Genomic DNA, 16,987 nt, shown 5'->3' on the forward strand with positions numbered 1-16,987 from the left:
AAACAAACTATTTATGTCAGAAGCAGACGATAAGACATGACTGTGTACGATGTAAAGAGTTGATGGTGCGAGAGCTGAGGAGACGCGGTGGACGAAGGTGGCCTGAGTCGCGGCATACGGGCGCTGTGGGGTGCTGACAGCAAGCCCCGACGTGGACCGAAGCCGACGGTGACAGTGCACGAGATCGCTTCAGCCGCAATGGGTATCGCCGATGGCGAAGGGCTGGAGGCCGTCACGATGGCTGCGGTGGCCGGCCGGCTGGAGCTGACGACGATGGCGCTCTATCGGTATGTCGACTCCCGTCGCGATCTGCTCGCGGTCGCCGGTGATGCGGCGCTCGGGAAGCCGCCCGCTCGGTCCAAGCGCAGCGGCTGGCGTCGCCAGGTGGGTGAGTGGGCACGCGAGGAGTTCGCGCAGCTGACTGCGCATCCTTGGGTGCTCGACATCGTCCTGGACGGCCCACCGACCGGACCTCGCAGTGTCGCGTGGATGGACAGTGGCATGCAGGCGATCGGGACCACCGGACTGGACCCGGAGCAAGCGGCATCGGCGTTGCTCGTCGTCGACGGCTATGTGCGCAGCATGGTCACCCAGGCGCGGCAGTATGGCGACGGCACCGGGTGGGCGCGCGACCTTGCCTCCGTGATCGATACTGATGAATTCCCAGCGGTGTCAACGGCGCTCGCGGCCGGAGCGTTCGACGACGATGACGGCAGCGGAGGCTTCCCGAGCGAGCAGGACTTCGAGTTCGGCCTCGGTCTGGTCCTCGACGGCATCGACAGGCTGGTGTCGCGGCGTCGGTACTGACGTCGGTCAGGCGTGCACGGTGACGGTGATGCCGTCCTTGTCGCGCGTCGCCTCGCTCGTGAGGCGCTCACCCGCGAGGGCGACCTCGAGGCGTGCCCAGACCCGTCCGAGGGCCACCGGGTCGGTCGCCCGGAGGTCGAGAGTCGTTGTCCCGTCATGGGATCCGTGATCACGGACATCGACGGGGTCCCCGGCCCCAAGTGCCACGCGGGTGGCTCGGGCGACGCGCTCCGACAGCGGCTCGGGCGCCACCGACTCGATGCCGACGGCGGTTGCCTCCGGGCTGCCCGGAGCGACGCCGAGCGCGTTGCGGACGGACTCCGCCCGGCCCAGGCCGAACCAATCCGTCGGTCCGGTGCGCACCAGGTCGCTGACGCCAGGACCGTCATCGACGGTGACGAATGCGCCGAGCCCGGACAGCAGCGCGACCGGGACGCGGGCGATCTTGCCCTTCACCAGATCGGCTGCGGCCGCGACCTCGTCGGCGATGTTGCGGATCGTCACCGCCAGGTCGCGGCCTGCTGTGTCGGGCAGTCCGCGCAGGTCGTCGACGGGGGACAGTCCGGCGCTGCCGAGGGCGAAGTCCGTGAGGCCGGCCCGCCATGCCCGCCCGGAGGTATCCGACAGCACGACTGCGAAATCCATTGGACGGCAGATCTTTTCGGCGATCGTATGACGCAGCCGGCGCGCCACGTCGTCGGCGTCCTGTGGCAGGAGCAGCAGCCTGTCGTCGTCGGAGTTGGACGCGTCGATGCCGGCGCCGGCCATCACCGGACCGGCGGTGGAGTGGACGACCCGGGTGATGCCGGTCTCGGTCGAGCGCTCGGCAACGACCGAATGTGACTGTTGCAGCACGAGATCGGCGCGCTCGACATCGCTCGGGGCATAGAGCCCGAGCCACTTGGACACGACCTTGCTGGTGACGACGAGGATGTCGCCGGCGGCGAGTCGGTCGCCCACGAGATCGGCCAGCAACGCCGGCAGGTCGAGTGCCGGAGTGACCTCGGCGTCGAACCCGATCGGCCGGATCGTCACCTGCTCGGGCGTGGTGGGCATCCCTGCGTTCACTTGCGTAGCGAAAGGCCGAGTTCGATTGCTTCCGAGGCCATTTCGGCTGCGGCCTCGATGTCGGTCATGAGCAGCGGGACGGCACGGATCGCGAGCTTCGTGCCGCTCATCGACGCCTCGTCAGCCTTGTCGACGAGCCAGCCGTCGAGGAAGTCGGAATACAGGCCGGCGACGCCGTCGGGAGTGACCGGCACCCCGATCGCGGACAGGCAGGCGTCGGCATGGCCGCGCACCGGTGCTCCGCCGACCAGCGGGCTCACCCCGATGACCGGTGCGGTGGTGCCGCGCATGGCGTCGCGCACGCCCGGCACCGACAGGATGATGCCGATGGAGACCACCGGATTGCTGGGCGGCAGCAGTACGAGATCGGCGGTGCGGATGGCGTCCAGCACGCCCGGCGCGGCCGCGGCCTGGTTGAGCCCGGCGACGACGAATCGCTTTGCAGGCAAAGCGGCTTGGTGCTGCACCCACCACTGCTGGAAGTGGATCGCGCTCTCCGCGCCGTCCTCGCCCTCGACCACGACGTGCGTCTCGACGGGTGTGTCGGTCATCGGTAGCAGCGTGACGCCCTGCTGCGGCAACTCCCAGCGCTGCGCCAGGCGCTCGACGACGGCGCTGAGCGACATACCCTGCGCCAGCCACTGGCTGCGGGCGATGTGCGTGCCGAAGTCGCGATCGCCGAGGCCGAACCACTGCGGTTGTGCGCCGTATGCCGCCAGCTCGCCCTGCACCACGAAGGACTCGTCGGCCCGGCCCCAGCCCTGAGCCTCGTGCACACCCCCGCCGAGGGTGTAGAGCAACGTGTCGAGATCGGGGCACACACGCAGGCCGAAGAGCGAGATGTCGTCGCCGGTGTTGCCGATGACCGTCAGCGAGTGTGATCCGTCGGTGCGACCGGACAGGTGGTGGAGCAGGCCGCGCAGGAATCGGGCTCCGCCGACACCTCCGGCAAGAGCAGTGATGCGCATCGACACATCGTCGCACGTCCCGATCGTCGAAAAACGTTGGCGCGGGCGGGGACTGCGAACCGTAGTTAGCAGAATCCGGGCTTGACGTATTGGAATGACACGCGTGTAATTAGCCCTGTCAGGTCGTTACCGACAACGAGGAGGAGCCGTGCAGGAGTTCACGATATTGACCCTCTTGCACGAGGGGCTCGAGCAGGAAGAAGAAGAAACGGCGCTGTCGTGGCAGGAGCGTGCGCTGTGCGCACAAACCGACCCGGAGGCGTTCTTTCCCGAAAAGGGCGGCTCCACCCGTGAGGCCAAGAAGGTCTGCATCGGGTGCGACGTCAAGTCCGAGTGCCTCGAATACGCCCTCGCGCACGACGAACGCTTCGGCATCTGGGGTGGTTTGTCCGAGCGTGAGCGTCGCAAGCTGAAGAAGCGGGCAGTCTGACCACGACACAAGCCCGGCCCACCCGGCACGCAGCCGAGCTGACCAGTGCCGGGTTCTTGGCGACCGACGATGATGCCGTCGATCTCGCCGTCACGGCGTTGTTGGTCGTCCAGCACAGTGATCACCCACGTCTCGCCGAGACGCTGCAGTCCCTCCTCGCCTCCGAGCGCCTGCCGGACCGCCTGATCGTCATCGACGCGACTCCGGGGCGCGATCTGCCCGGCATACTCGCCGATCAACCCGCCGTCAGTGACGCCGACTGGGCCGTTTCGGTGGTCACGGTGCCACCAGGCACCCCCTTCGCCGAGATCGTCGACACCGCGGTCACCGCGCTGCCCGACCCCGGCGAGGACGCCGTCGTCGCCCTCCGCCCCCGCCGCCGCGCGCGCAAGCGCCCGGTCCGGCCCCGCGACCGTGACGAGTGGCTGTGGCTGTTGCACGAGGACAGCGCCCCCGACCCCGACGCGCTCGCGCAGCTGGTGGCCGTGGTCTCCGGCAGCGACCGCATCGGCATCGCCGGCTGCAAGGTGCTCGACAGTGACAACCCCACCCGGCTGGTCAACGTCGGCATCGACCTGACCCGCACCGGCCGGCACGTCGGCTCGCGGATGCAGGGCGAGCCGGACCAGGGCCAGCACGACGACCGCAGGGACGTCCTCGGTGTCAGCAGCGCCGGGATGCTGATCCGGCGCGACGTCTACCTCGGTCTCGGCGGGTTCGACCCCGCCTTCGACGGTGACGGCGACGGCCTGGACGTCTCCTGGCGCGCCCACCTGATCGGCCGCCAGGTCATCGTCGTCCCCACCGCGCGCGCCCACCAGGACCTCGTCGGCAAGGACAGCGACGTCGACCGACCCGCACCACGCAGTCCGCGCACCCTCCGGCGACATCGGCAGGTCGCGCTCGCGCGCTGCACGCTGCTCGGCCTGCCCTTCATGGCGTTGTGGGTGTTGCTGAGCTGCACCCTGCTCGGCCTGACGATGCTGCTGCTGAAGCGCCCGCGCCGCTCGCTGGCCGAATTCGCCCAGGCCACCGCGCCGCTCGGCGTCGTGCGCATCCTCGGCGCCCGGTGGCGCTTCGTCGGCCGCGCATCCACCCGGCGCCGCAACCTGCGCGGGCTGTTCGTCCCGTGGCGCGGAGCCATCGAGCACGCCACGGCCACGATCGGTGACGCGCTGACCCCGGAGCCGACCCGCCGCGACATACCGCTCACGGAGCCGGTCGAGACCGGCCCGGTGGCCGACGACGCCGAGTCCATGCCCGCACCCGCACCTGTGGCCGGCCGCACCGGCGTGCTGCGCAACCCCGGCCTGTGGGTCGTGCTCGTCCTGCTCGCGGCGGCCGCGGTCTGCTGGCGTGATCTGATCACCGGCGGAGCGATCCGGGGCACCGGCAACGGCCTGACCGGCGGTGCCCTGCAACCCTTCGCCACCGACGCTTCGGGCGTATGGCGCATGTGGCGCGACGCCTGGACCGGCCCGGGCCTGGGCCAGGCAGGCGTCGCGACGCCATACCTCGTGCTGCTGGCGCCGCTGGCGTGGATCGCCCAGCAGATCCCAGGTGTGCACGACGCCTCGTCGGCGTCGGCGGTCGTCACCTGGGTGCTGGTCCTGGCGATGCCGCTGTCCGGTCTGGTTGCCTACCGCGCCGGCCGCGCCGCGACCCACGCACGCTGGCCCCGCGCTGCCGCCGCCCTCGCCTGGGCGACTCTGCCCACGCTGACCACCGCCGTCGCTGCGGGGCGACTCGGGCCTGTCGTGGCACACATCGTCTTCCCCTTCGCCTTCGCCGGGGTCTTCGAGATCGCCCGGCGTCGCGCGAGCACTCCGGTCACCTGCGGGACCGTGCTGGCCGCGGCCGTTGTGGGGGCGTTCGCTCCGCCGTTGCTCGGCGCAATCTCGGTGATCGCGCTCGCCGTCGTGGTGATCGGTCCCGGGTGGGCGCGGCTGCGTGCCCTGGTCGTCGCAGTGCTGCCCTGGGCGCTGCTGGGCTGGTGGACCCGTGACCTCTTCACCGACTGGCGTGCGGTGCTGGCCGGCCCCGGCGGGCTGGACACCCTGCACTCGACCCCGCCGTGGCACCTGCTGTTGCTGCACCCGGGCGGCCCGGGGTCCTATGCGATCTGGGCCAGTGCCCCGTTGCTGTTGCTCGGTGTCGCCGGACTCGTGCGGTCCGGCTTCGGGAAGGCCTCGACCGCGTTGGCGCTGGTCGGCCTGCTCGGGCTGGCGGCCGCGCTCACGGCCTCCCACGTGCACCTGGTGCAGTGGTCCGACGGTGTCCGCACACCCTGGGCAGGTCTCGGCGTCGACGTCTTCGCGGCAGCGCTGATCGGCGCCGGCCTGGTCGGGCTGCGCGGACTGTTGGCCGAGCGCTCCGCGCGGGCACCGCAACTCGTCCGGCGCATCGCGGGCGGCGTGACGGCCGCGTCGTGCCTGATCTTCGCCGCCGTCGCCGGGCTGGTCGCCTGGCAGGCGCAGCCGACCGAGAGTCTGCACCCCGCACCCGTCGGTCCGCCGAGTGTGGTGTCCAGCCAGCTGACCGGCCCCAGCGCCGTGCGGCTGCTCCGGCTGACCGTCGCCGACTCCGGCACGATCACCTATCAGCTCACCGGCCGCGAGACCGGCGTGCCCGCCACCGGGCTGCGCGAGCCCGCGCCGAGTGGCGGCGACCGCACGGCGACCACCGTGGCCACGCTGCTGCAGTCCGACCAGGCCGCCGACGCTGCAGCCCAACTACGTGCATTGGCAGTCGGTTTCGTGATCGTCGACGGGCCGGGCGAGCACGCGTCGATCTCCGACACCCTGCACGCGGTCGCCGGACTCTCGCAGATCTCCGGTGCTGCAGGAGGCGCCGTATGGCGGGTCGACCCCGCCACCGACGCCGACGGCTCCACCGTGGTCGCCAGCAGCCGGGTCTGGGTCGAGCACAACTCCCAACCGATCGACGCGATCCCGTCGACGGTCGCCCACGGACGCTCACACACCCGGCTGCCCGCCGGGCCGGCCGGCCGAGAGCTGGTGCTGGCCGAGGGCACCGGCTGGAGCCAGCACGGCACGGTCAGTGTCAACGGACACTCGATCAAACCGGTCGTGACCGGTGACCGGCTCAGTTACCCGCTGCCGGCGACAGGCGGCCGACTGGTGATCGACCCCGGTGTCCAGCACCCCAAGGTCGCGCTGGGGCAGGGTGCGCTGGCCGCGCTGCTGGTCTTTCTGGCGATCCCCTTCGGCAACCGACGCTCCCGGAGAACCCTGTGACGCACCGGAGGAAGCCCTGATGCGCGCGGCACAACTGCTCGGACCCGCCCGCGGCGTCGTCGCGGTGCTCGCCGGAGCCGGTCTTGTCTGGGGCGCAACCCAGGTCACCGACACCGCCGACGCGACCCGCCCCGCCGACGTCCACAAGGTTGCGGTCGACACGACTTCGAGCGCATTGCACGACCTTTCGCTCTCCTGCACCGGCGGCGCGACCAAGGGCAGCGTGCAGGTGGCGTCCGCGCCGGCCGCCTGGCTACCCGGCGCTGCGGGGGCATCCGGGTCCGTCGCGCTCACGACCGACGACTCCACACCGATGGACCTGCGACGCGGATCGGCGACACATGCCGACCTGCCGGCCGACGCCGCCGCCTCTGTCGACGGCAAGGGAGCGCTCGCCAGCGGACTGGTCGCCACCCAGACACAGCTGGACACCCGCAGCACCGCGCGCGGACTCAACGTCAGCGGCTGCGCCGCTCCGGTCCAGGACGGCTGGTTCTTCGGCGGCGGCCACGACGACGGCCGGGTCGCCCGCCTCACCCTGGTCAACACCGGTGCCACACCGACCACCGTCGACGCGACCGTGGTCGGCACAGACGGTCCCGACCCCGACGTGACCGTCGAGGGCACCGTGCTCGCACCCGACGAGCGCAAGGTCATCACACTCGGTGACTTCAGCTCCCCGCTCTCAGCAGCGGCGGTCCATGTGACGGCGACGGGTGCGGGGGTGTCCGCGTCGCTGACCGATGCGTGGATGAACGGCGAGACTCCGGCGGGCGAGGACACCACGAGCGCTCCCGTCACGCCCGCCAAAAGCCTTGATGTGCCAGGTGTTTCGGCGACCGACGCGGCACCGCAGGTGCGGGTCGCGGTGCCCGGCAAGGACGACGCCATCGTGCGGGTCCGGGCCGTCGACACCAAGGGTGCTGTCGAGTTCGACAAGGTGCAGACCGTGCCTGCGGGCAGCAGCGAGGCCGTCACCCTGTCGGGCCTCAAGCCCGGCGACTACAACGTGCAGGTCACCGGTGACGTCCCGGTCGCCGCCGCTGCGATGAGTCGCTCGGGCGACAGCGGCACGACCGACCTGACCTGGTCACCCGCGGTCCCGGCCGCGGCCGGCGCGGCAGGGGTCCCGGTGCCGGGCGGCATACCCGACGGCTCGGCGTCGCTGATGCTGACCGCGGCCGAGCCGGCCCGTGTCGAGATCGTCACGGTGACCGCGTCGGGCGCTCACACTCGCACGGTCGCGGTGCCCGCGGACGGTCCGGTCGTGACCGATGTCAAGAGCGCCACCGCTGTGTGGGTCAAACCGGCCAAGGGCAACAAGATTCATGCCGCGCTCACCCTGCGCGGCAGTCGCGACAAGGCCGGCCTGTTGGCGACGGTGCCGCTGCACGAGACGCCGCTGACCCAGTCCGCCGAACGCCTGGTGCCCGCCCGGCACTGAGCACCGTCCCGCTCGTCGGTTTCAGGCCTGCCGGTCGGACAGCCATTGTGCGTAGGTCGCGCCACCGCGCACTGCGTGCGGGCCCGGGAGATTGGACCCCTCGGCGAAGCGGCGCAGCATCCCGCCGACCGCAGGCAGCCGCACCACCCGAGGTGCTCGCCGGCCCTCGACATGTGCGGTCAGCACTGCGAGCTCGCGTGCGGTCAGGATCTCCGGCCCGGCATACTCCGCAGTCGCTGCGGCCAGCTGCTCGTCCAGCGCGTGATCGACCAATTGCTTTGCCAGCCAAGACGATTCGATCGGCGCGAAGCGCAGCCCGCGGACGCCGACCCCGAATCCGGCGAACTGTGACCCGGCCAGCTTGTGCACCAGCTCGTGCACCTGGGTCGCACGGACGATGATCTGGTGGCGGCCCGAGTCGGTCACCACGGTCTCGGCCGCGGCCTTCGCGCGGTAGTAGGGCATCGGGTTGTCCCAGCAGCCGACGATCGACACGTGGATCAGCCGCGCGTCCGGGCTGTTCTCGGCCATCGCCGCGCACAACCGGCCGGTGCCGTCGATGTCGACGTCCTGGGTCTGCGTGGGATTGCTGGCGCAATGGACGACGGCCTGCACACCGTCGACGGCCTCGGCCAGCCCGGCGCCGGTCACCAGGTCGCCCTCGATCTCCTGGGCAGCTTCCGATGCGGCGGTGTGGGCATGTCCCGGCATACGGGTGAGAACCCTTGCGGGCACACCGGATCGGAGCAACTCCTGCACCACCTGCGAGCCGATCGTGCCGGTCCCGCCGGTGACCAACACCGGCGGGCGGGTGATGCCCGGCAACCCGGGGATGAGCGGTGGTGGGTCGGTGGCCCGAGACATCAGTCCTCCAGATCGTCGGGATGTATGCCGATGACGTGTGCGACCTGCTCGGCCAGCACCTCCCACACCAGCTCGGTCAACTCGGCGTCCTCGGCGGCGCGCGACTCGATCGGTCGGCGGAACAGCACCACCCGGGCGGCCCGACCGCGTTGCTCCGGGTAGGCGCGGCCCAGCGCGAGGTCGGACTCCCACGGCGGCGGGTCGGTCGACGGGACGTCCTCGACCGCGAACTCGATGCCGTCCAGGCTTCGCTTCAGGCGGCGTTCGAGGCTCTCGACGCCGTCCAGCACCAGCTCGTCGAACTGTGTCGACCGGCTGCGCATTGCCGGCACCCGCGGCCAGGCGAGCGGACCACGGAAGCCGCGGCCGTGTCGATCGGTGGTCATACCCTGACTGTAGTCAGCACAACGGGATTCGCCGGGAGGCCCGGCTGGCGGCACGGCATCGATCCGGTCTGGTCGCGGCGTGCCGGAGGGCCAACCGCATCCCCGGTGTCCTAGAGTCGAGGATCGTGACTGGTCCGAGAGTGAAGCGCCTGTGTTCTCGCACCGCCTGCAAGGCAACGGCGGTCGCGACTCTGACCTACGTGCACGCCGATCAGACCGTCGTCCTCGGTCCGCTCGCGACGTATGCCGAGCCGCACACCTACGACCTGTGCGCCGACCACACCACGCGGATGACCGCACCTCGCGGGTGGGACGTCGTGCGGCTGGCCATCGACCTGACCGAGCCGGAGCCGACCCCGGACGACCTGCTGGCGCTCGCCGACGCGGTGCGCGCTGCTGCTGCCCCGCCGGCTCCGCCGGAGGAGCCGCCGACCAAGGGCGGGCGGCCGGTGCTGACGGTGCTGCCGGGGATGGACTCCGGTGTCGACGCCGGCATGGATACGGGCATGGACTCGTCCCGGTAGGCTCACCGATTGTGACCGCGCCCCGCCTCGCCGATTTCTGCAAAGCGTATGACGTTCGTGGGCTGGTGCCCGACGAGCTGAACGAAGACGTCGCCGCGGCGATCGGGGCGGCTTTCGCCCAGGTCGTCGCAGCCCCCGAGGGAGCCGGCGCCGTTGTCGTCGGACACGACATGCGCCCCAGCTCCCCGGCGCTTGCCGACGCCTTCGCGCGCGGGGTCGCCGCCGCGGGCCTGGACGTGGTGCAGATCGGGCTGTGCTCGACCGACGGTCTCTACTACGCCAGCGGCGCACTCGACCTGCCCGGTGCGATGTTCACCGCGAGCCACAACCCCGCGCAGTACAACGGCATCAAGCTGTGCCGCTCCGCGGCACGCCCGGTCAGTCGGGACACCGGTCTGGGTGAGATCACGCAACTCGCACAGGGATGGCTGGACGACCCGTCGACGCGGTCCACCGCTGCGACCCCCGGCACGGTCACCAAGCGCGACCTGCTCCCTGACTACGCGGCGTTCCTGCGCGGGCTGGTCGACTTGTCTGCATCCCGGCCGCTGAAGGTGGTGGTTGATGCCGGCAATGGCATGGGCGGCCACACCGTGCCCGCCGTGCTCGGCACGGCAGTCGGGCTCTCCGAGCTGCCCGTCGAGGTCGTGCCGCTCTACTTCGAGCTGGACGGGACGTTCCCCAACCACGAGGCCAACCCGCTGGAGCCGGCCAACCTGCGCGACCTGCAGTGCGCGGTCGTTGAGCACGGTGCCGACGCAGGCCTGGCCTTCGACGGTGACGCCGACCGCTGCTTCGTGATCGACGAGCGGGGTGAGCCGGTCAGCCCGTCGGCCGTGACCGCCCTCGTGGCAACCCGCGAGATCGCCAAGGCCGGTGCCGGCTCGAAGGTCGTGCACAACCTGATCTCGTCGCGCGCGGTCGCCGAGATCATCGTCGAGCAGGGCGGTGAGCCGGTGCGCACGCGCGTCGGTCACTCCTTCATCAAGGCCGAAATGGCCTCGCACCAGGCCATTTTCGGTGGCGAGCACTCCGCCCATTACTACTTCCGCGACTTCTGGTTCGCCGACACGGGGATGCTCGCCGCGATGCACGTGCTGGCCGCGCTCGGTGAGCAGGACCGGCCGCTGTCCGAGCTGGCTGCGGCATACAGCAGGTATGTCGCCTCCGGTGAGATCAACTCCAGGGTGACCGACCCGGCTGCGGCGACCGCGCGGGTGAGCGCCTGGGCCGCGACACAGGGTGAGGTGTCCGAGGACACCTTGGACGGGCTGACGATCACCCACGACGGCGAGCCGATGTGGTGGCTGAACGTGCGGGGCAGCAACACCGAGCCGTTGCTGCGACTGAACGTCGAGGCCGCCGACCGTGCGACGATGGAGAGCGTGCGGGACAGCGCCCTGCAGCAGATTCGTGAAAGCCGGTCGCAAATCCATGAAGGAGAGGCTCAATGAATAGCCGTTCAGGGGACGGGGTCCCCGCGAAGTATTCGGAGGAGCGAAGCGGGGGAGAGACTTCGGGGGGTTCCTTGGATCCGTGGCTGCGGGAGATCCTGCGGTGCCCGGTCGGCCTGCACGAGTTGGTCGACGGCACCGGCCCGGACGGTGCGCCCGAGCTGCAGTGCTCGGCAGACTGCGGTGAGCCTGGACAGCGACGCGGATATCGCATCGACGACGGCGTCCCTGTGTTGCTTGCCGACGAGTCCCGAGTGTTCACAGTCTGATTCAGGCCTGCGATGCCTTACATCGATGAGACCGGACTCGACGACCCCGACGAGTTGGCTCGTCGGGACTCGCGCGAGACGCTGCGTGCGCTCGCCACTGCCGGAGCGCAGGTCCGCGAGGCGGTGACGCTGTCCACCGAGGGCGGGATCGACAGGGTCGCCTATGGCGAACGCCCACGGTCGGTGGTTGTCGCGGCACTCGGCGGCAGCGCAGTCGTCGCCGATGTGCTGGAGATGCTCGCCGAGCCGTCCTCACCGGTGCCGGTCACGGTGCGTCGCAACCTGCCGCTGCCGGGGTGGGTCGGCCCGCTGGACCTGGTCATCGCGGTGTCGCTCTCCGGGCGCGCGGAGGGCCCGGTCGCCGTTGCTCGAGAGGCGGCGCGGCGTGGCGCTGCGCTGCTGACCGTCGGTGCCGACGACTCCCTGCTGGCCGAGATCAGCCATCGTGCGCGTGGCGTGCACATCGGTGTCGGCCGCGGGCGCACATCGTCGCGTACGTCGTTGTGGTCGCTGCTGACACCGGTGCTGATGGCCGGCGACGTCCTCGGCCTCGTCGACGTGCCGCAGGCCGTCCTGCCCGAGGTGGCAACCAGGCTGGACGAGCAGGCCGACGCCTGCCGGCCGTCCTCGGAGTCGTTCGTCAACCCGGCCAAACTCATCGCGGTGCAGCTGGCCGAGACCGTGCCGGTCGTGCTCGGCGACGGCGCCCTGACCGGTGTCGCCGCGCGGCGGGCGGCCGCGATGCTGGCGCAGACCGCGCGCATCCCGGCGACCTGGGGGGAGTTGCCGGATGCCGCTTCGCAGATCGTGGCGTGCTTCGACGGGCCCTACACCGCGGGCGGCGGTGCCGGTGCGAACACCGGACGTCAGGCGGACATCTTCGCCGACCCCTTCCTGGACGCGCCGGCCCAGCCGAAGCTCGGGCTGATGGTGCTGCGGGACGCACCGGTCCGGCCGCCCACACCGGACAGTGATGCCGCCGAATCACTCACCGAAGCCGTCCTCGGGACCGCCCGCGGGGCCGGTGCGAAGGTCATCGAATCCGTTGCGCAGAGCGGACATTCGATCACTCGCCTCGCGGAGCTGATGTCGTTGACCGACTTCGCCGCGACCTATCTCGCACTCGGCCTGAGTGTCGACCCGGCAGTGTCACCGCATGTCGCGGACCTGCGGGACCGAACCTCCGATCAGTAGGTCCGCGAGTTGGAGGACGGCTCGTTCGTGGCCGGCTCGTCCGTGCTCGGCGAGCGTCGCACCAGCAGCAGGTCGGCGAGCGCAACGACCGCCAGCACGATCGCAGTGATCACGAACACCTGCCGGATGCCGAGATGCGCCCCGACATACCCGCCCATCAGCGGCCCGGTGACCTGACCGACATACTGCGCGGACACCGACAGCCCGAGCACCCGACCGACGATCTGATCCGGCACCCGGTGCCGGATCGCCGCGGTGATCGCGGGCAGCAGGCCGCCGAGCGCGGCGCCCATCAGCAGCCGTAGGACCGCGAGCACGACGACGTTCGGTGCGGCGGACTGGGCGAGCAACAGCACGCCGGCCGCGGCCAGGCAGCCGACGACCACCTTCAGGTGACCCGCGCTGTCCGCCAGGCGTCCCAACCGAGGGGCCGACGCGATGCTGCCGGCAGCCCCGAGCGCCATGATGATGCCCGCGCCGACGGAGGGGTGATCGCTGCCGGTCAGCTCGTGGACGAAGACCGTGATGATCGGCTCGACGGACATCGTTGCGAAGAGCAGCAGGCTGGACGTGATCAACAGCATCATCACCACGCCGGGCTGTGGCAACTGCCGCCAGGTTCCACGACGCTCGATGTCGTTGTGCTGCAACGGTTTCCGATCCTCGTGCAGGAGGAAGGTCGTTGCGAGGAAAGCCAGGAAGATCAGCCCGCCTGCGACGAAGAACGTCGTGCGGACTCCGACCAGCTCCGGCGCGAACCCGCCGAAGAGCGGGCCGACGATGTTGCCCGCCATGACACCGCCGGAGAGTATGCCGAGCGCCCAGGCGCTGCGCTGCTTCGGTGTCTGCGCGGCGACCAGGATGATCGAGCCGGAGGCATATCCGCCGAGCAGCCCGGTGAGCAGCCGCAACCCGACCAGCTGCCAGACGTTCTGCGCCAGGCCGATGCAGGACATCACGATCGACATCCCGAGGCTGGCGCGGATCAGCATCGCCTTGCGACCGAAGCGGTCACCGAGTGCGCCCCACAAGGGTGCCGTGAGTGCCGCGGTGAAGAAGGTTGCGCTGTAGGCGATTCCCGACCAGCGCAGCACCGAGTCCCGATCGTGGACCCCGAGCTGCTCGACGTAGACCGGCAGGTAGGGGATGAGCATCGTCATCGCGACGATCGTCGTGAACGAACCGCCCACACAGACAAAGAGATTGCGCCGCCAGTGCATCCCCTCCGTCATGGGTTCAGCCTGCTCGCACCAGTCCGCAGTGTGAACACTGGTCTTGAAATGTGATACCTCGAGGTGGCCGAGCTTGTCGAGGTCCCGGGTTGGTTTCGACAAGCTCAACCATCTTGGTGGGGGAGCGAAGCGGAGGAGGTGTATCGAGACCGGTGCACCGAGGCCGGGTGCTCCGAGACCAGGCAACTCGGGCGGCATACGCTTGCTGCGTGACGCATTTCGACCTGGCCATCATCGGCACCGGCTCCGGCAACTCTCTGGTGACACCCGACTTCGACGACAAGCGGGTCGCAGTGATTGAGGAGGGCCTCTTCGGGGGCACGTGCCTCAACGTCGGATGCATCCCGACCAAGATGTTCGTGTATGCAGCCGAGGTGGCTGACACGATCCGCGACTCCGCCCGCTATGGAGTCGACGCCACGCTGGACGGGGTGCGGTGGCGCGACATACGGGACCGCGTTTTCGGACGCATCGACCCGATCGAGGCAGGCGGCCGCGAATACCGCGAGAACGGCCCCAACACCACTGCCTACGAAGGGCACGCGGAGTTCGTTGGCCCGCGCGAATTGCGTGTGCGGGTAGGCGATTCGGTCGAGCAGGTCACCGCCGACCAGATCGTGATCGCGACCGGCGCGCACTCGGTGGTGCCCGACACGATCACGCAGTCGGGCGTGCCGTTCCACACCAGTGACACGATCATGCGGATCGACGAACTCCCTTCATCCATGGTGATTCTCGGCGGCGGCTTCATCGCGTCCGAATTCGCCCACGTGTTCAGCGCGCTCGGCGTGGACGTGCGCATCGTCAAGCACGGTGCGAGGCTGCTGCGCAAGGAGGACGAGACGATCAGCAAGGCCTTCACCGAGCTGGCGGAGCAGCGGTGGGACGTGCACCTCAACACCGAAGTCGTCGGCGCGAAGTCGTCCGACGGCGAGGTGGTGCTGGAGCTGGACAACGGTGAACTTGTCGGCGGCGAGTTGCTCCTGGTGGCCACCGGCAGAGAGCCCAACACCAAGCACCTTGGCCTCGAAAATGCCGGTGTCGCAACGCATTCCGACGGTCGAGTGAAGGTGGACGAGTGCGGCCGGACCAACGTCGAAGGTGTGTGGTCGCTCGGTGACGCGAGCTCGGCATACCAGCTGAAACACGTCGCCAATCACGAGGCGCGCATCGTCGCGCACAACCTTGCACATCCCGACGACCTGCAGGAGTTCGACCACCGCTTCGTCCCGTCCGCGGTGTTCACCCACCCGCAGATCGCCTCGGTCGGTATGACGGAGGCCGCCGCGCGCGAAGCCGGCATCGACGTCACGGTCAAGGTGCAGTCGTATGGCGACACGGCATACGGCTGGGCGATGGAGGACACGACCAGCATCTTCAAGGTGGTCGCCGACCGCCATACGAAATTGATCGTCGGTGCGCACGTGATGGGGCCGATGGCCAGCTCGCTGATCCAGCCGATCATCCAGGCGATGAGCTTCGGGCAGACCGCTCCGGAGGTGGCGCGTGGGCAGTACTGGATCCACCCGGCGCTCGCCGAGGTCATCGAGAACGCGCTGCTCGGGCTCGAGTTCGACGACGAAGTGGGTTGAACAGCGGAGCGAAGCGGGGGAGCGTTTCGATACCGCGCGGCGTGGCGGCTCCTGGGTGTTCGCTGCATAGACTTCGCGCATGGCAGGTGGACTGGTAGCGCTGCTCGACGACGTCGCAGCACTGGCAAAGCTCTCGGCAGCGTCACTGGACGACATCGGCGCGGCGACCGGTCGCGCCAGTGCGAAAGCGGTGGGTGTCGTCGTCGACGACACAGCGGTCACCCCGCGGTATGTCGAGGGCTTGTCGGCCAAGCGCGAGCTGCCGATCATCAAGAAGATCGCGATCGGCTCGATGCGCAACAAGCTGCTGATCATCCTGCCGGTCGCGCTGGTCCTCAGTCAGTTCGCCGAGTGGGCGCTGACCCCGATCCTGATGGTCGGCGGGGCCTACCTGTCGTTCGAGGGCGCGGAGAAGATCTGGGAAGCGCTGACCGGCCACCACGAGGATGCTGATGCCGGTCCGAAGGACGAGAAGAAGGTGGTGTCCGGTGCGATCCGGACCGATCTGATCCTGTCCGCGGAGATCATGGTCATCGCGCTCAACGAGGTCGATCACGAGCCGTTCGTGTCCCGTGCAGTGATCCTGATCGTGGTGGCGTTCCTGATCACCGCGCTGGTGTATGGCGTCGTGGCGCTGATCGTGAAGATGGACGACATCGGACTCGCGCTCGCCGAGGGGGCGACGGGCGCGCGGGAGCGGATCGGCCGCGGCATGGTCGTCGCGATGCCGAAGCTCATGTCGGTGCTGTCGACAGTCGGCATCGTCGCAATGCTGTGGGTCGGCGGGCACATCCTGCTGAACGGTTTCGACGAGCTGGGCTGGCACGCGCCATACAGCTTGGTGCATCACCTGGAGCACGCGGTCCACGACGCCACCGGTGCACTTGGCGCGACGCTGGGTTGGGTTGTGAACACGTTCTTCTCGGCCGTGCTGGGCGCGATCGTCGGCGGCATCCTGGTGGCGCTGCTGCACGTCATACAGAGTCGGCGAAAGAGCTGACGTAGGCCTCCTGCTCGGGTGTCTCGATCGCCCGGGCGTCGTAGTTTGCCCGCACCAGGGCGATAGCGGCATCGGCCGGCAGTCCGTCGAACACGGCGAGGCAGGCCAGCGCGGTGCCGGTGCGCCCGAGCCCGCCGAGGCAGGCGATCTCCACCCGCTCGTCGGCTGCACGTCGCCAGGCGGTGCGAAGCGCCTCACTGGCGGCGGCCGGCTCGACGGGGAGGCCGAAGTCGGTCCATTCGATCCACGTGTGGTCCCATGGCACGCCGTGCACGGGGTCGGCCAGGAGGTAAACCCCGAAGTCGGGATCGGGTGTGAGATCGGGGTGCGCGCTCAGGCCTCGCCCCCGGATCAAGCGTCCGGACGGCAGTCGCAGGATCCGCTCGTCGTCGGGTTGCCAGCCGGTCACGCTTTCACTGTATGCCGCCGGCGCCGGGCGGCCGAGGTTGCTCGCTCGTTGGCCGAGCCTGTCGAGGTCACGGACGCGCGCTGCTGGCC

The 16,987-nt window shown here is 69.8% G+C and carries 16 protein-coding genes; 10 read left to right on the plus strand and 6 right to left on the minus strand.

Going from position 1 to position 16,987, the window contains the following annotated elements:
- Nucleotides 1-87: 87 nt before the first annotated feature.
- Nucleotides 88-807 (plus strand): TetR/AcrR family transcriptional regulator, encoded by a 720-nt coding sequence (locus ACSZL9_RS10110; RefSeq protein ID WP_446665366.1) that lies wholly within the window; start codon nt 88-90, stop codon nt 805-807.
- A gap of 6 nt (nt 808-813) precedes the next feature.
- Here ACSZL9_RS10110 and ACSZL9_RS10115 read toward each other — a convergent pair whose 3' ends face one another.
- Together ACSZL9_RS10115 and cofD are read right to left on the minus strand one after the other, a co-directional pair.
- Nucleotides 814-1,863, minus strand: a complete 1,050-nt coding sequence (locus ACSZL9_RS10115; RefSeq protein WP_446665367.1) for a coenzyme F420-0:L-glutamate ligase — start codon at nt 1,861-1,863, stop codon at nt 814-816.
- Nucleotides 1,864-1,871: 8 nt separating this feature from the next.
- Nucleotides 1,872-2,843 (minus strand): 2-phospho-L-lactate transferase, encoded by a 972-nt coding sequence (gene cofD, locus ACSZL9_RS10120; RefSeq protein WP_446665368.1) that lies wholly within the window; start codon nt 2,841-2,843, stop codon nt 1,872-1,874.
- A gap of 148 nt (nt 2,844-2,991) precedes the next feature.
- Between cofD and ACSZL9_RS10125 the strand changes: the two genes are divergently transcribed.
- From ACSZL9_RS10125 to ACSZL9_RS10135, 3 genes are read left to right on the plus strand one after another with little or no spacing between them, the layout of a single operon-like run.
- Nucleotides 2,992-3,273, plus strand: coding sequence for a WhiB family transcriptional regulator (locus ACSZL9_RS10125; RefSeq protein WP_446665369.1), 282 nt, complete (start codon nt 2,992-2,994; stop codon nt 3,271-3,273).
- Between the two features lie 56 nt (nt 3,274-3,329).
- On the plus strand, nt 3,330-6,530 hold the full coding sequence (locus ACSZL9_RS10130; protein ID WP_446665370.1) for a glycosyltransferase: 3,201 nt from the start codon (nt 3,330-3,332) through the stop codon (nt 6,528-6,530).
- Between the two features lie 19 nt (nt 6,531-6,549).
- Nucleotides 6,550-7,974 (plus strand): DUF5719 family protein, encoded by a 1,425-nt coding sequence (locus tag ACSZL9_RS10135; protein WP_446665371.1) that lies wholly within the window; start codon nt 6,550-6,552, stop codon nt 7,972-7,974.
- A 21-nt stretch (nt 7,975-7,995) separates the two neighbouring features.
- On the opposite strand, the gene ACSZL9_RS10140 is transcribed toward ACSZL9_RS10135, so the two are convergent.
- Complete coding sequence (locus ACSZL9_RS10140; protein ID WP_446665372.1) at nt 7,996-8,838, minus strand: SDR family oxidoreductase; 843 nt, start codon at nt 8,836-8,838, stop codon at nt 7,996-7,998.
- The gene (locus ACSZL9_RS10145; RefSeq protein ID WP_446665373.1) at nt 8,838-9,224 is read right to left on the minus strand and encodes a metallopeptidase family protein; all 387 of its coding nucleotides are present in this window, start codon (nt 9,222-9,224) and stop codon (nt 8,838-8,840) included. Before ACSZL9_RS10145 ends, ACSZL9_RS10140 begins: the two co-directional genes overlap by 1 nt.
- A gap of 125 nt (nt 9,225-9,349) precedes the next feature.
- Between ACSZL9_RS10145 and ACSZL9_RS10150 the strand changes: the two genes are divergently transcribed.
- The 4 genes from ACSZL9_RS10150 to ACSZL9_RS10165 are packed head-to-tail and all read left to right on the plus strand — an operon-like array spanning nt 9,350 to nt 12,665.
- Nucleotides 9,350-9,748, plus strand: coding sequence for a DUF3499 domain-containing protein (locus ACSZL9_RS10150; protein WP_446665374.1), 399 nt, complete (start codon nt 9,350-9,352; stop codon nt 9,746-9,748).
- Nucleotides 9,749-9,759: 11 nt separating this feature from the next.
- Entirely contained in the window at nt 9,760-11,202 is a 1,443-nt protein-coding gene (locus tag ACSZL9_RS10155) for a phosphomannomutase/phosphoglucomutase (protein WP_446665375.1), read from the plus strand.
- Nucleotides 11,199-11,471 (plus strand): Trm112 family protein, encoded by a 273-nt coding sequence (locus ACSZL9_RS10160; RefSeq protein ID WP_446665376.1) that lies wholly within the window; start codon nt 11,199-11,201, stop codon nt 11,469-11,471. Before ACSZL9_RS10155 ends, ACSZL9_RS10160 begins: the two co-directional genes overlap by 4 nt.
- Nucleotides 11,472-11,483: 12 nt before the next feature.
- Nucleotides 11,484-12,665: an SIS domain-containing protein gene (locus tag ACSZL9_RS10165; protein WP_446665377.1), complete on the plus strand. Its 1,182-nt coding sequence runs from the start codon at nt 11,484-11,486 to the stop codon at nt 12,663-12,665.
- Here ACSZL9_RS10165 and ACSZL9_RS10170 read toward each other — a convergent pair.
- Nucleotides 12,659-13,897, minus strand: a complete 1,239-nt coding sequence (locus ACSZL9_RS10170; RefSeq protein ID WP_446665378.1) for an MFS transporter — start codon at nt 13,895-13,897, stop codon at nt 12,659-12,661. The two genes, ACSZL9_RS10165 and ACSZL9_RS10170, sit on opposite strands and share 7 nt — an antisense overlap.
- A 209-nt stretch (nt 13,898-14,106) precedes the next feature.
- Here ACSZL9_RS10170 and ACSZL9_RS10175 point away from each other — a divergent pair, with 209 nt between their 5' ends.
- Together ACSZL9_RS10175 and ACSZL9_RS10180 are read left to right on the plus strand one after the other, a co-directional pair.
- The gene (locus tag ACSZL9_RS10175; protein ID WP_446665379.1) at nt 14,107-15,489 is read left to right on the plus strand and encodes a mycothione reductase; all 1,383 of its coding nucleotides are present in this window, start codon (nt 14,107-14,109) and stop codon (nt 15,487-15,489) included.
- A 79-nt stretch (nt 15,490-15,568) separates the two neighbouring features.
- The gene (locus tag ACSZL9_RS10180) at nt 15,569-16,489 is read left to right on the plus strand and encodes a DUF808 domain-containing protein (RefSeq protein WP_446665380.1); all 921 of its coding nucleotides are present in this window, start codon (nt 15,569-15,571) and stop codon (nt 16,487-16,489) included.
- Here the strand turns inward: ACSZL9_RS10180 and ACSZL9_RS10185 are convergent.
- A complete protein-coding gene (locus tag ACSZL9_RS10185; RefSeq protein WP_446665381.1) occupies nt 16,464-16,898 on the minus strand; it encodes a protein-tyrosine phosphatase family protein in 435 nt (144 codons plus the stop codon). The two genes, ACSZL9_RS10180 and ACSZL9_RS10185, sit on opposite strands and share 26 nt — an antisense overlap.
- Between the last annotated feature and the right edge of the window lie 89 nt (nt 16,899-16,987).

It is taken from the genome of Flexivirga sp. B27 (assembly GCF_052905685.1).